14 protein-coding genes are annotated in these 13,576 nt (G+C 46.0%); all 14 read left to right on the top strand.

Annotation, left to right across the window (positions count from 1 at the left end):
• Positions 1–9: 9 nt before the first annotated feature.
• Positions 10–636, top strand: coding sequence for a deoxynucleoside kinase (locus tag DWV53_RS11555; RefSeq protein WP_117587062.1), 627 nt, complete (start codon positions 10–12; stop codon positions 634–636).
• 371 nt (positions 637–1,007) lie between these two features.
• Positions 1,008–1,358, top strand: coding sequence for an NADH-quinone oxidoreductase subunit A (locus tag DWV53_RS11550; RefSeq protein ID WP_006846362.1), 351 nt, complete (start codon positions 1,008–1,010; stop codon positions 1,356–1,358).
• Positions 1,349–2,074, top strand: a complete 726-nt coding sequence (locus DWV53_RS11545; RefSeq protein ID WP_118154005.1) for an NADH-quinone oxidoreductase subunit B — start codon at positions 1,349–1,351, stop codon at positions 2,072–2,074. The genes DWV53_RS11550 and DWV53_RS11545 overlap by 10 nt, the downstream gene beginning before the upstream one ends.
• 19 nt (positions 2,075–2,093) lie before the next feature.
• Positions 2,094–3,665, top strand: a complete 1,572-nt coding sequence (locus DWV53_RS11540) for an NADH-quinone oxidoreductase subunit C (RefSeq protein WP_118154002.1) — start codon at positions 2,094–2,096, stop codon at positions 3,663–3,665.
• Positions 3,666–3,667: 2 nt separating this feature from the next.
• Positions 3,668–4,753, top strand: a complete 1,086-nt coding sequence (gene nuoH / locus DWV53_RS11535) for an NADH-quinone oxidoreductase subunit NuoH (protein WP_006846359.1) — start codon at positions 3,668–3,670, stop codon at positions 4,751–4,753.
• A 34-nt stretch (positions 4,754–4,787) separates the two neighbouring features.
• A complete protein-coding gene (locus DWV53_RS11530) occupies positions 4,788–5,318 on the top strand; it encodes a NuoI/complex I 23 kDa subunit family protein (protein ID WP_118153999.1) in 531 nt (176 codons plus the stop codon).
• A 15-nt stretch (positions 5,319–5,333) separates the two neighbouring features.
• Positions 5,334–5,861, top strand: coding sequence for an NADH-quinone oxidoreductase subunit J family protein (locus DWV53_RS11525; RefSeq protein WP_118153996.1), 528 nt, complete (start codon positions 5,334–5,336; stop codon positions 5,859–5,861).
• The gene (gene nuoK, locus DWV53_RS11520; RefSeq protein ID WP_006846356.1) at positions 5,858–6,166 is read left to right on the top strand and encodes an NADH-quinone oxidoreductase subunit NuoK; all 309 of its coding nucleotides are present in this window, start codon (positions 5,858–5,860) and stop codon (positions 6,164–6,166) included. The genes DWV53_RS11525 and nuoK overlap by 4 nt, the downstream gene beginning before the upstream one ends.
• A gap of 6 nt (positions 6,167–6,172) precedes the next feature.
• Positions 6,173–8,128, top strand: a complete 1,956-nt coding sequence (nuoL, locus tag DWV53_RS11515; RefSeq protein WP_006846355.1) for an NADH-quinone oxidoreductase subunit L — start codon at positions 6,173–6,175, stop codon at positions 8,126–8,128.
• Positions 8,129–8,161: 33 nt separating this feature from the next.
• Positions 8,162–9,661, top strand: coding sequence for a complex I subunit 4 family protein (locus DWV53_RS11510; RefSeq protein ID WP_117692674.1), 1,500 nt, complete (start codon positions 8,162–8,164; stop codon positions 9,659–9,661).
• A 15-nt stretch (positions 9,662–9,676) separates the two neighbouring features.
• Entirely contained in the window at positions 9,677–11,128 is a 1,452-nt protein-coding gene (locus DWV53_RS11505; protein WP_118153993.1) for an NADH-quinone oxidoreductase subunit N, read from the top strand.
• Between the two features lie 157 nt (positions 11,129–11,285).
• The gene (locus DWV53_RS11500; protein WP_006847041.1) at positions 11,286–11,471 is read left to right on the top strand and encodes a DUF4250 domain-containing protein; all 186 of its coding nucleotides are present in this window, start codon (positions 11,286–11,288) and stop codon (positions 11,469–11,471) included.
• Positions 11,472–11,555: 84 nt separating this feature from the next.
• The gene (locus DWV53_RS11495) at positions 11,556–12,449 is read left to right on the top strand and encodes a YitT family protein (RefSeq protein ID WP_118153990.1); all 894 of its coding nucleotides are present in this window, start codon (positions 11,556–11,558) and stop codon (positions 12,447–12,449) included.
• Between the two features lie 781 nt (positions 12,450–13,230).
• Complete coding sequence (locus tag DWV53_RS11490) at positions 13,231–13,380, top strand: hypothetical protein (RefSeq protein ID WP_006847038.1); 150 nt, start codon at positions 13,231–13,233, stop codon at positions 13,378–13,380.
• Positions 13,381–13,576: the final 196 nt, after the last annotated feature.

Raw genomic sequence — 13,576 nt, 5'->3', positions numbered from 1 at the left:
GGTAAAAAAATGCATATAGCAATAGCAGGAAATATAGGTAGCGGCAAGACAACATTAACCAAGATGCTTGCCAAGAGATATGGCTGGAAAGCTAATTTCGAGCCGGTAGATAATAATCCATATCTGGCTGATTATTACAAGGATATGGAACGCTGGTCGTTTAATCTTCAGATTTACTTCCTGAACAAGCGTTTCCATGATGTTGTGGAAATTTCACGTTCAGAGCAGACCATCGTACAGGATAGAACCATCTTTGAGGATGCGCGTATCTTTGCGCCTAATCTTCATGATATCGGTATGATGAGCGACAGGGATTTCAAGAACTATACCGATCTCTTTGATCTGATGATCAGTTTGGTGAAACTCCCAGACCTGATGATATATATCAAGAGCAGCATTCCTACGCTCGTGAAGCATATCGAGAAGCGTGGCCGCGATTTCGAGAAGAGCATCCGCATCGATTATCTCCAGGGCTTGAACAAGCGTTATGAGGATTGGATCAAGGATTATAAAGGTCGCCTCATCATCATCGATGGTGATAATCTGGAGTTCGGAGAGAATCCGGAAGACTTCCGAAAGGTTACTGACCTGATAGATGCTGAGCTCTTCGGCCTGTTTGCTGAAAAGGAGGTTTAAAGGTAAAAAAGTAAAAAGGGCAACCCCGCTAGGCGTTAAAGGAGGAACGCCTGGCGTGGCTGCAAAGATACATATTTTCCCTGTTATAATCTCTTAAACCTTGGAAAATATTCAATAGCTGCATTCTTTTTAACTTATTTTGGGGCAAAAAAATCCTACTATTCTGTTCCTTTTTGCTACAAAATACGCTCGTTTTCTCTGTTTCCGAACCTTCGTTAATACTGTCTGTTAACTGATTAAATCAGGCAGTTTTTTGTATTTTTTCACTTTGGATGCAAATTAAACCATAAAAAAAAGTGCTCTTTCAGAAAAAAGTGTTACCTTTGCAACCGCTTAGAAGCATTTATATAAAATAACGTTATAACAAATTTATGAACTTTACACTATTTATCACCGTTTTGCTGACGGCTGTAACCTTGGTGGTGGCTGCTTATGTCATCGCGAAGTTGATCGGTCCTCGTTCATACAATCCGGTAAAGGGTGAACCTTTTGAGTGCGGTATTCCGACTCGTGGCAGCTCATGGTTGCCATCACACATCGGCTACTACCTCTTCGCCATCCTTTTCCTGATGTTTGACATCGAGACAGTATTGCTTTATCCATGGGCAGTCGTAGTTAAGCAGTTTGGACCTATGGCTCTCGTGAGCATCGGGTTCTTCCTGTTGGTATTGGTATTTGGCCTTGCTTACGCTTGGCGGAAAGGAGCATTGGAATGGAAGTAAACAAAAGAGCCTCTATCAAGAGTATTCCTTACGACGAGTTTAAGGACAATGATACCCTCGAAAAGATTGCGCAGGAGCTCAATGAGGGTGGTGCTAACGTGGTAATCGGTTCGCTCGATGCTGCCATTAACTGGGGACGCAGTAACTCACTCTGGTCTTTGACCTTCGGTACCTCTTGCTGTGGTATCGAGTTTATGGCTGTAGGTTGTGCGCGTTACGACTTCTCACGTTTCGGTTTCGAGGTAACCCGTAACTCTCCACGTCAGGCTGACTTGATCATGTGTGCCGGTACTATTACCAATAAAATGGCACCTGTTTTCAAACGTTTGTACGATGAAATGGCTGAGCCTAAGTATGTGGTAGCTGTAGGTGGATGCGCCATCTCTGGTGGTCCGTTCAAGAAGAGCTACAATGTGGTTCGTGGTATCAGCGAGTTGGTTCCTGTGGATGTTTATATCCCTGGTTGTCCTCCACGCCCTGAGGCTATCCTTTACGGTATGATGCAGTTGCAGCGTAAGGTAAAGGTTGAGAAATTCTTCGGTGGTGCCAACCACAAGATGACTCAGGATGAGAAGGAACTCTCTATGAGCAAGGGTGGTCTTCGCGGCTTGAGCAACGAGAACCTCTCTGACAGCGAGAAGCTCGGACACAAGGAGCCTATCATCGTAACTGAAGTACCTGAGGATTTCGACCCTCAGAAAGGTCTAACTGATTAATATAATAAGGTATAAGAACATGAAACTGAATAATATTGAATTGAGTTTTGATAATTTCGCCTCTGAAATGGCGAAGTTGAAGAACGAGAAGCATTTCGACTACCTTGTTACCATCATCGGTGAAGACTTCGGTGAGGAAGGTCTCGGATGTATCTATATTCTCGAGAATACTCAGACCAACGAGCGCTGCTCGGTAAAGACCATCGCCAAGAAGGTAGATGGCAGTGATGTGATTCCTACAGTTATCAATCTCTGGAAGGTAGCTGACCTCCTGGAGCGTGAGGTATTCGATTTTGTCGGCATCAAGTTCCTGGGTCACCCAGATATGCGCCGTCTTTTCCTCCGCACCGATTTCCAGGGCTATCCATTGCGCAAGGACTTCGATATGAGTCCTGAGGCAAACAAGTTCCCTTGTACTGATGAGCCAGAGGATGACTTCACCATGGAGTATTCCTTGAGCGAAGATGGCCATCTCGTTGTTACAGAGAAGCGTCGCTTTGATGAGAACGACTATGTTGTCAACATTGGTCCTAACCACCCATCTACCCATGGTGTGCTCAGATTGCAGACTGTTATTGATGGTGAGACCGTGAAGCGCATCTATCCACACCTCGGTTATATTCACCGTGGTATCGAGAAGATGTGGGAGAACATGACCTATCCTCAGACCTTGGCATTGACCGACCGTCTGAACTATCTTTCTGCGATGATGCACCGCCACGCTCTGGTTGGTGTTATCGAGGAGGCTATGGGTATCGAACTCTCAGACCGCATCCGCTACATCCGCACCATTATGGATGAGTTGCAGCGTATCGACTCACACTTGCTCTATCTCGGCTGTACCGCACAGGACTTGGGTGCCTTGACCGCATTCCTCTACTGCATGCGCGACCGTGAGCACGTATTGAACGTTATGGAGGAAACCACTGGTGGCCGTCTGATCCAGAACTACTACCGTATCGGTGGCCTTCAGGCAGATATCGACCCTAACTTCGTTCAGAACGTGAAGACCCTCTGCAAGTATCTCCGTCCGATGATTCAGGAGTACCTCGACGTATTCGGTGACAACGTGATTACTCACAATCGTCTCGAAGGCGTAGGCCCTATGAACCTTGAGGATTGTATCAACTATGCCGTAACCGGTCCTGCTGGTCGTGCATCAGGTTGGAAGAACGATACCCGCAAGCGTCATCCATACGATATGTACGACAAGGTGGAGTGGAAGGAAATCACCCTTACCGGTTGCGATTCAATGGATCGTTACTATGTACATATCCAGGAGTTGTATCAGAGCTTGGACATCATCGAGCAGTTGATTGACAACATTCCAGAGGGTGAGTACTACATCAAGCAGAAGCCAATTATCAAGGTTCCGGAGGGACAGTGGTACTTCTCTGTTGAGGGTGCCAGCGGTGAGTTTGGTGTATATCTCGACTCAAAGGGTGACAAGAGTCCATACCGTATGAAGATGCGTCCGATGGGTCTCTCACTCACAGGAGCCTTGGATCCAATGCTCCGTGGTCAGAAGATCGCCGACCTCATCACTACAGGTGCAGCAATCGATTTCGTAATCCCTGATATTGATAGATAATTATGTTTGATTTTAGTATAGTAACAACATTCATCGACAATCTGCTTCGCCAGACCTTGGGTCTGGGCGACTTCCTGTCGATTCTGATTGAGTGCGTGCTCGTGGGTATCTGCATTTTGACAGCATACGCCCTCATCGCTATCGTACTTATCTTCATGGAGCGTAAGGTGTGTGCCTACTTCCAGTGCCGTCTCGGCCCTATGCGTGTAGGTCCTTGGGGTATCTTCCAGGTATTTGCCGACGTGCTCAAAATGTTGATCAAGGAGATCTTCGCTGTAGATAGAGCCGACAAGCTGCTCTACTACATGGCACCATTCCTCGTGATCATTGCCTCTGTGGGTACTTTCTCATTCCTTCCATGGAACAAGGGAGCACATATTCTTGACTTCAACGTAGGTGTATTCCTCATCACAGCCGTAAGTTCTATCGGCGTGCTGGGTGTGTTCCTCGCTGGTTGGGCATCTAACAACAAGTACTCTGTGGTATCTGCCATGCGTGGTGCCGTACAGATGATTTCTTACGAGATGTCTCTCGGTCTCTGTCTGATTTCTGCAGTCGTTCTTACCGGCACCATGCAGGTAAGCGGTATCGTAGAGGCACAGACTGGTGCTTGGAACTGGTTGATTATCAAGGGTCATGTGCCAGCTATCCTGGCTTTCCTCGTATTCCTCGTAGCAGGTAATGCTGAGGCAAACCGTGGTCCTTTCGACTTGGCTGAGGCTGAGAGTGAGTTGACCGCTGGTTACCACACAGAGTATTCAGGTATGGGCTTCGGTTTCTACTACCTGGCAGAGTACCTCAACCTCTTCGTGATTTCTGGTATCGCTTCTACCGTATTCCTCGGTGGATGGGCGCCATTGAACATCGGTATCGAGGGCTTCGACAATCTGATGAACCTCATCCCAGGTTTCATCTGGTTCTTCGGTAAGACCTTTGCCGTGGTATGGCTCCTGATGTGGGTACGTTGGACATTCCCACGTCTGCGTATCGACCAGATTCTGAAGTTGGAGTGGAAGTATCTGATGCCATTGTCACTGGTCATCCTGATCTTGATGACAGTATGCGTAGCATTCGGATTCCACGGATAATCTTTAATACACATTATTATAATAATAAGAAAGTATGTCTAACAATTCATATTTCGGCGGTATTGCAGCGGGTTTGAAGACCCTCGCTATCGGTATGAAGACTACCATGAAGGAGTACTTCACACCAAAGAGCACAGAGCAGTATCCTGAGAACCGCAAGACTACACTCCACATCTCTCCACGTTTCCGTGGTCGCCTGGTCTTCGTTCGTGATGAGAACGAGGCTTACAAGTGTGTGGGTTGTACATTGTGTGAGAAGTCATGCCCTAACGATACCATCAAGATCGTAACCGAGATGGTAGAGGACCCAGAGACAGGCAAGAAGAAGCGCAAGCTGGTAGATTACCAGTACGACTTGGGCGACTGCATGTTCTGCGAGCTCTGTGTGAACGCATGTAACTTCGGTGCAATCAAGTTTGTCAACGATTTCGAGAATGCAGTCTTCGACCGCAACAAGTTGGTGATGCACCTTGACAAGGAGGTTTATAAGGGCGGAAGCCTTCCTAACCTCATCGAGGGTGGTGCTCCATTGGAAATCGGTAAGTTTAACACCAAGACTAAGTAAGGAGGACTTTAGACAATGATAACAGCAAATTTATTTATGTTCGTCATCTTGGCAGTAGTCATCCTTGGCTCAGCCATCATGTGCGTGTTCACCAAGCGCATCATGCGTGCGGCAACCTTCCTGTTGTTCGTACTCTTCGGTGTAGCAGGCATGTTCTTCCTGCTCGACTATACATATCTGGGTGCAGCTCAGATTTCTGTATATGCCGGTGGTATCACCATGCTTTATGTCTTCGCTATCCAGTTGGTATCAAAGCGTACTCTCCAGGGTCTTTTGGAGCATGTCAAGGGTAGCAAGATTGTAGGTCGCGCACTCGTCTGCCTCGTTGGTTTCGTAACCTTGGCAGTCGTCGTGTTGAAGAATCACTTTATTGATATGGCTGCAACCGTAGCCGACACCGAGGTGCCAATGGACCAGGTAGGTTCTGCACTGGTAGGTGCTGACAAGTATGGCTATGTATTGCCATTCGAGTTTATCTCTGTATTCCTGTTGGCATGTATCATCGGTGGTATCTTAATCGCAAGAAAGGAGGATAAGAAATGATTCCAGTACAATATTTCTTCGTGCTCTCAGCACTCTTGTTCTTCATCGGAGTCTATGGCTTTTGTACACGCCGTAACCTCGTTGCCATGCTCATCTCCATCGAGCTTGTATTGAATGCAGCCGACCTGAACTTCGCTGTGTTCAACCGCATCCTCTTCCCAGGACAGTTGGAAGGTTTCTTCTTTACATTGTTCTCTATCGGAGTAGCAGCAGCCGAGACAGCCGTAGCGCTCGCTATTATTATCAACGTTTACCGCAACTATCACAGTGACCAGGTGAACAGTATTGAAAACATGAAATTCTAAAAGACAATGGAATACAATTATGCATTTTTGATACTTCTTCTGCCATTCCTGAGCTTCCTGGTTCTGGGACTTGTGGGTATGAAGATGAAAAGACCGGTAGCAGCACTCATCGGTACCGTATTGATGGGCTGTGTATTCGCGATGTCTGTCTATACAGCATACGAGTACTTCTTTGCAGTGGGTCGTGATGCCTCTACAGGTATGTACCCAACTGTTACCGTATTTAATTTCACATGGTTGAAGTTTACTGAGTTGCTCACCTTCAACATCGGTTTCCGTCTGAGCCCAATCTCCGTATTGATGCTCATCGTGATTACCACCGTCAGCTTCATGGTTCACATCTACAGCTTCGGCTATATGGCAGAGCGCGATGAGAACTACAAGGTTGAGGAATACGAGAAGGGTATGCAGCGTTTCTACGCTTACCTGAGCCTCTTCACCATGTCAATGTTGGGCCTGGTAGTAGCTACCAACATCTTCCAGATGTATCTGTTCTGGGAGTTGGTGGGTGTTTGCTCATACCTGCTCATCGGTTTCTACTATCCAAAGCATGCTGCAGTTCATGCCAGCAAGAAGGCGTTCATCGTAACCCGTTTCGCTGACCTCTTCTTCCTCATCGGTATCCTGTTCTACAGCTTCTATGTAGGAACCTTCAACTATGACTTGAATGCTCAGCCAGAGCTCAACTCTGCTTTGGCAGGTGCAGCTTGGGTAATGCCAACAGCTTTGTTCCTCATGTTCATCGGTGGTGCCGGTAAGAGTGCGATGTTCCCATTGCACATTTGGTTGCCAGATGCGATGGAGGGTCCAACACCTGTTTCTGCGTTGATCCACGCCGCTACCATGGTTGTAGCAGGTGTTTATCAGGTAGCCAGCCTCTTCCCAATCTGGGTACAGTATGCTCCTGAGGCTTTGCACTATGTAGCTTACATTGCAGCCTTCACCGCATTCTATGCAGCAGCCGTAGCTTGCTGCCAGCGTGATATCAAGCGTGGTCTGGCTTTCTCTACTATCTCTCAGATTGCCTACATGCTCGTAGCGCTCGGCGTTTGCTTCGCAGTAGATAACCACCATGGTGGTTTGGGTTACATGGCTGGTATCTTCCACCTGTTTACCCACGCTATGTTCAAGGCATTGCTCTTCCTCTGCTCTGGTGCCATCATCGTCATCATCGGCAGTAACTTCAAGGATTACATGGGCGGTTTGCACAAGTACATGCCTATTACCAACATCTGCTTCCTCATCGGTTGCTTGGCGATTGCAGGTATTCCTCCATTCGCAGGTTTCTGGTCAAAGGATGAGATTATCTCAGCTTGCTTCCAGTTCTCTCCATTCATGGGCTGGTTCATGACAGTGGTTGCCGGTATGACTGCATTCTACATGTTCCGTCTCTACTACGTCATCTTCTGGGGACAGAGCTACTATGAGCTGGATCCAGAGAACCGTCGCAAGCCACAGGAGGTTCCTTTCGTGATGTGGGGTCCATTGGTATTCCTCGCCATCATCTCTTGCCTCTGTGGTCTGATTCCATTCGGTCACTTCGTATCTGCTACAGGTCAGAGCTACGATATCCATATCGACATGAGTGTGGCAACAACCTCTGTTATCGTTGCTATCATCGGTATCGGTCTGGCTACTTACATGTATGCTCCTAAGAAGACTCCATTGGCAGACGCTTTGGCTAAGAAGATGCCTAAGTTGCACAAGGCAGCCTTGAACCGTTTCTATATCGACGATGCTTGGCAGTTCTTCACCCACAAGATTGTCTTCGGTTGCTTCTCAAAGCCAATCGCATGGTTCGACCGTCGCGTTATCGATGGTACCTTCAACTTCATGGCTTGGGGTACACAGGAGGCAGGTGAAACCATCCGTCCATGGCAGAGTGGTGATGTTCGCAGCTATGCTATCTGGTTCCTCACCGGTACCGTAGCATTGACATTGTGCCTGCTCGCACTTCTTTAATGAAAGTCTCACAATTAAGTAAATAGAAAAGAAATGAATTTAAGTATATTCGTCATAGTACCACTCCTGATGTTGCTCGGCCTCTGGTTGGCACGCAACGACAAGCAGGTTCGTGGTGTGATGGTAGCAGGTGCCAGCGTATTGCTCGGTCTCTCCATCTATTTGGTGTTTGCATTTCTCGAAGCTCGTGAGACAATGCCAGCCGACCAAGCTCCGATGCTCTTCACCTACTGTGTGCCTTGGTTTGAACCATTGCACATCAACTATTCACTCGGTGTGGATGGTATTTCAGTGGTGATGATTCTCCTGACTTCTATCATCGTGTTCACCGGTACATTTGCTTCCTGGCAGATGGAGCCAATGAAGAAGGAATACTTTCTCTGGTTCACGCTCCTGAGCATCGGTGTATATGGCTTCTTCATCTCTATCGACATGTTTACCATGTTCATGTTCTATGAGGTTGCGCTGATTCCTATGTACCTCCTCATCGGTGTATGGGGTAGTGGTGCAAAGGAGTATTCAGCCATGAAGTTGACTTTGATGTTGATGGGTGGTTCAGCCCTTTTGGTTATCGGTATCCTGGGAATCTACTTCTACAGTGGTGCTCAGACCTTCGAAATCCTCGATATCGCTCACCACACCAATGGTGCTCATGCGATTCCAGAGAGTGTGCAGAACGTGTTCTTCCCATTGCTCTTCATCGGTTTCGGTATCCTCGGTGCGCTGTTCCCATTCCATACATGGTCTCCTGATGGTCACGCCAGTGCGCCAACAGCCGTATCTATGTTGCACGCCGGTGTATTGATGAAGCTTGGTGGTTACGGTTGCTTCCGTATCGCCATGTTCCTCTTGCCAGCTGCTACTCACGGCTTCTGGATCAAGGTGTTCCTCGTGCTGACTACTATCTCTATCGTATATGGTGCTTTGTCAGCATGTGTACAGACCGACTTGAAGTACATCAACGCTTACTCATCAGTTTCTCACTGTGGTATGGTGCTCTTCGCTCTCTGTATGATGACCGAGACTGCTGCTACTGGTGCAATCCTCCAGATGTTGTCTCACGGTTTGATGACCGCCCTCTTCTTCGCCGTTATCGGTATGATTTATCATCAGGCTGGTACACGTGACGTACGTTATCTGGGTGGTTTGATGAAGATTATTCCATTCCTCTCTGTAGGTTATGCAGTAGCTGGTTTGGCTAACCTCGGTTTGCCAGGTTTCTCAGGTTTCGTAGCCGAGATGACCATCTTCGTAGGTTCTTTCCAAAATGCAGATACATTCCATCGCGTATGTACCATCATCGCATGTACCTCAATCGTTGTAACAGCGGTTTACATCTTGCGTTGTGTAGGTAAGATCCTTTATCAGAAGGTTCCTAATCCAAAGTTGGAGAAGCTTCACGATGCTACCTGGGACGAGCGTATCGCTGTAGCAGGTCTTATCGCCTGCGTTGCAGGTCTCGGTATGTTCCCACTCTGGGCAGAGGAGATTATCATGGACGCTGTCGGTCCTATCTTTAGTGTAATCATGTAATAAATATCAGAAGAAATGAATTACAGTCAATTTTTAAATATGATTCCAGAAGCTACCCTGATGGTAGTTCTGTTGATCACTTTCATTGCTGACTTCTGCAGTTCCAAGAGCGCAGACCGTAAGTGGTTCAATCCTCTGGTATGTCTCTTGATGGTGGCTCACATTGCCATCAATATCTTCCCAACAGAAGCCACAGAGGCATTTGGTGGCATGTACACAACAGGTCCTGCTGCCGGTGTTTTGAAGACTATCCTGGCACTGGGTACCCTCATCGTAATGGTACAGGCTAAGGAGTGGTTGAGCCGCAAGGACACAGCCTTCAAGGAGGGTGAGTTCTATATGCTGATTATCTCTACCTTGCTCGGTATGAACATGATGGTTAGTGCCAACCACTTCCTCCTGTTCTTCCTCGGTCTCGAAATGGCATCTGTGCCAATGGCTTGCTTGGTAGCATTCGATAAGTACCGTCACAATTCTGCTGAGGCAGGAGCTAAGTTCATCCTTACTGCTACTTTCTCAAGTGGCGTGATGATCTACGGTATCTCTCTGCTCTATGCTGCTTGTGGTACTTTGTACTTCGATGATATCGCAAAGGTTATCTCTGCATCACCATTGACCATCGCCGGTATGGTATTCTTCTTCAGTGGTCTCGGTTTCAAGATTTCCTTGGTTCCTTTCCACTTCTGGACAGCCGATTCATACCAGGGTGCACCAACTACTGTTACAGGTTATCTGTCAGTAGTATCTAAGGGTGCTGCAGCGTTTACTCTCTGCGCTATCCTCATGAAGGTGTTCCAGCCAATGGTAGAGTACTGGACCGTGTTGCTTTACATCGTGATTGTACTTTCTATCACTATCGCCAACCTGTTTGCCATCCGTCAGAGCGACCTGAAGCGTTTCATGGCATTCTCTTCTATCTCTCAGGCAGGTTACATCATGTTGGCTGTGGTAGGTAACTCAGCGATGAGCGTGAGCGCCCTGACTTATTATGTATTGATTTACGTAGTAGCCAACCTGAGCGTCTTCACCATCATCTCATCTATTGAGGAGCACAACAACGGTACAGTTCAGATGGACAGCTACAATGGTTTGTACAAGACTAACCCACGCCTGGCATTCCTGATGACCTTGGCATTGTTCTCATTGGGTGGTATTCCTCCATTCGCCGGTATGTTCTCGAAGTTCTTCGTGTTCATGGCAGCAGTTGGTACACACGACATCCACACCACATTGGGAGCCTGGGCATACGGCGTAGTATTCATCGCGTTGGTAAACACAGTTATCAGCTTGTACTACTATCTGCTCATCGTGAAGGCTATGTTTATCAAGCACAGCGATAATCCGCTTCCTACTTTCCAGAGCGCATGCTCAACCAAGTTGGCACTTGCTATCTGCACCGTAGGTATCGTAGCATTCGGTATTTGCTCATTCGTCTTCGACTGGATTTCAGTTGCAGTGAATGCGTAAATCATCAATAATTTATAAAAATCCCAGCAATCGGTAAAAGATTGCTGGGATTTTTTTTGGTATTGTCTGAATTTTGCAGTAATTTTGCACCCCGAAAGAGGCATGGTGCCTCAAGTAATCAATAATAAATATTAATTAATCAATCAATATAAAAAAGATGGATAAGTTACCAATGAATGATGTTCCGATGCTCGTAAGCGCCATCAACTTCCTGCTTCGTGACCACGAGTTTGAAACACTCGATGAGATTTGTAATCACTTCAATGTGAACCGTGCGGCATTAGAAGCCCAAATGGCTACCCAAGGTTTTGAGTGGTCAGAGCAACAGAAGAAATTCTGGTAAAGAGCACGCTTTCAACTATAAAGAGTGCCCTGTAAACTATAAATTATAAACTGTCAACTATTAGTAGTAAATTATAAATTAATTATGACTTCTCCTCGACCCTTGTGGAAGTCTGTACAAGACTATGTTTTGATTGCGATAGGTATGATATCCTACGCTATTGGATGGAACGTGTTCCTCTTGCCAACCAATGTAACAGCAAGCGGACTTCCTGGTATCTCCAGTATTATCTATTGGGCAACCGGTTGCCCTGTGCAAATTCCGTATTTTATCGTCAACGCCACCTTATTAATATGTGCGTTCAAGATTTTGGGAGCAAAGTTCTGTGTCAAGACTGTTTATGCCGTTATAGTGGTAACCATCCTGACCTCTTTCTTCTCCAGCCGTTTAGGTGATTTTCATCTTTTGGAAAACCAACCTTTATGGGCTGCTTTCCTGGGTGCCGTTTTCTGTGGCTGCGGAATCGGACTCGGTTTCTCGGTTGGTGGAAGTACGGGTGGTACGGATATCATCGCAGCCATCGTCAACAAGTATCGCGACATTTCTCTAGGTAGAGTAATTATGATATGCGACATCTTCATCATCAGTTCCAGCTATCTGGTGGTACACGATTGGGAGAAGGTGTTATATGGTTATGTAGTTCTTTGCGTTCAGGCATTCTGCATCGACCAGGTGGTAAACAGCAGAAGACGGAGCGTACAGTTCTTTATCATTTCACAGAAGTATGAGGAGATAGGCAAGCGCATCAATGTAGATGCTGATAGGGGAGTAACGGTGGTGAATGCCAGCGGTTTTTATTCCGGTCAGGATGTGAAGATGCTTTTCGTGTTAGCCAAGCAGCGTCAGGCTCCTGCTATCTTCCGTCTTATCAGCGAGATTGATCCCCATGCCTTTGTCAGTCAGAGTGCCGTTATCGGTGTGTATGGTGAAGGTTTTGACAAGATTAAATATAAAAGCAAAAAAGAGCACGGAGTTTAATATTCCGTGCTTTTTTTATGCATCAGAAAAAGTCAAGAGGGTGAATCATAAACTTATGACACACCCTCACTTTACCAAAAGAGCAAGTCTGGGTTCGGTAAGTCCAGTGGAAGGGTAGTGACTCAGGCAGTTCAGTCGAGCAACTCAAGTAGTTCAGTAAGACAATTCAAGTATTTCAGTAAGCGAGTTCAGACGTCTCAGTTGGCTGATGCAGACGTCTCGATAAGCTTACAAATACGTCTCCGTTAGCTTACGCAGTAATATCTGTAACCCGATGCAGCCATATTCGTAACCCGATGCAGTTATATCCGTAACCCGATGCAGCCATATTCGTAACCCGATGCAGTCATATCCGTAACCTAGCGCAGCCATATCCGTAATCCAGCGCAGCCTTCATATGAACAAATGTTATGTAATCATCTATCATCCATCACGATTTGTATGTGTTGTACATCTTAATATACTAATATACAGACACTTGAATAGCGTGATAGATATTTCAAAAACGGAAATATCCCTCACGCTATCCATCACGATTTGGGGTTATCCCTCACGATTTTCTCACTACACTCTACCAGATACTGTTTCTTTGCAGCCGTGTTGCTAAAATAAAATTAATCTGCATTTTATTAGGATAAAAATGCTTTAGTTTCAAAAATAATCCGTATCTTTGCAGTCGTATTCTTCCCGATAGTAGTTCTTGAATGCTTTATCTGGTAGAATGAAATTTAGAAAGAGCGGACATTTGGGATGCTCATAATTTAATAATGGAGGATTGGATATGAATAAATTAACAAGAGAAGAGGCGCTTAGACGTTGGAAATCTGCCAAGGCCACAAAGAAAGCCATGGTTGACAAGATGCAGAAGATGCTTTATGAAGACTACAAATTACGTACAGGCGAGGAGCCTGTGAGATTTAATGTCTTGTAATGAAAGAATTTGCGACATCTTTATAATCCATTTCATGTTGTTTTTATATAACCATCAATAATTGAAGCAAAGCCTTAAAGCCGCCCTTGTTCTTTTCTTCTTTGAAAACATTGCTCTGTTTTTACTTCTCCAATAATTTTAATTTGTTCTATTTCTCAATACTGCGTTAAATTAATATTTAATCGTCTGTAAATCA

This window comes from Segatella copri (assembly GCF_003465495.1).
Taxonomy (GTDB): Bacteria; Bacteroidota; Bacteroidia; order Bacteroidales; family Bacteroidaceae; genus Prevotella; species Prevotella copri_G.
The sequence above is the reverse complement of the archived record's forward strand: the minus strand, read 5'-3'. Positions and strand labels throughout refer to the sequence as shown.

What these genes read in the sequence shown, in the direction of transcription:
- DWV53_RS11505 (WP_118153993.1), top strand. Translation starts at nt 9,677, where the DNA reads ATGAATTACAGTCAATTTTTAAATATGATTCCAGAAGCTACCCTGATG.
- DWV53_RS11490 (WP_006847038.1), top strand. Translation starts at nt 13,231, where the DNA reads ATGAATAAATTAACAAGAGAAGAGGCGCTTAGACGTTGGAAATCTGCC.
- DWV53_RS11550 (WP_006846362.1), top strand. Translation starts at nt 1,008, where the DNA reads ATGAACTTTACACTATTTATCACCGTTTTGCTGACGGCTGTAACCTTG.
- DWV53_RS11540 (WP_118154002.1), top strand. Translation starts at nt 2,094, where the DNA reads ATGAAACTGAATAATATTGAATTGAGTTTTGATAATTTCGCCTCTGAA.
- DWV53_RS11545 (WP_118154005.1), top strand. Translation starts at nt 1,349, where the DNA reads ATGGAAGTAAACAAAAGAGCCTCTATCAAGAGTATTCCTTACGACGAG.
- DWV53_RS11555 (WP_117587062.1), top strand. Translation starts at nt 10, where the DNA reads ATGCATATAGCAATAGCAGGAAATATAGGTAGCGGCAAGACAACATTA.
- DWV53_RS11525 (WP_118153996.1), top strand. Translation starts at nt 5,334, where the DNA reads ATGATAACAGCAAATTTATTTATGTTCGTCATCTTGGCAGTAGTCATC.
- nuoL (WP_006846355.1), top strand. Translation starts at nt 6,173, where the DNA reads ATGGAATACAATTATGCATTTTTGATACTTCTTCTGCCATTCCTGAGC.
- DWV53_RS11530 (WP_118153999.1), top strand. Translation starts at nt 4,788, where the DNA reads ATGTCTAACAATTCATATTTCGGCGGTATTGCAGCGGGTTTGAAGACC.
- DWV53_RS11495 (WP_118153990.1), top strand. Translation starts at nt 11,556, where the DNA reads ATGACTTCTCCTCGACCCTTGTGGAAGTCTGTACAAGACTATGTTTTG.
- nuoK (WP_006846356.1), top strand. Translation starts at nt 5,858, where the DNA reads ATGATTCCAGTACAATATTTCTTCGTGCTCTCAGCACTCTTGTTCTTC.
- DWV53_RS11500 (WP_006847041.1), top strand. Translation starts at nt 11,286, where the DNA reads ATGGATAAGTTACCAATGAATGATGTTCCGATGCTCGTAAGCGCCATC.
- DWV53_RS11510 (WP_117692674.1), top strand. Translation starts at nt 8,162, where the DNA reads ATGAATTTAAGTATATTCGTCATAGTACCACTCCTGATGTTGCTCGGC.
- nuoH (WP_006846359.1), top strand. Translation starts at nt 3,668, where the DNA reads ATGTTTGATTTTAGTATAGTAACAACATTCATCGACAATCTGCTTCGC.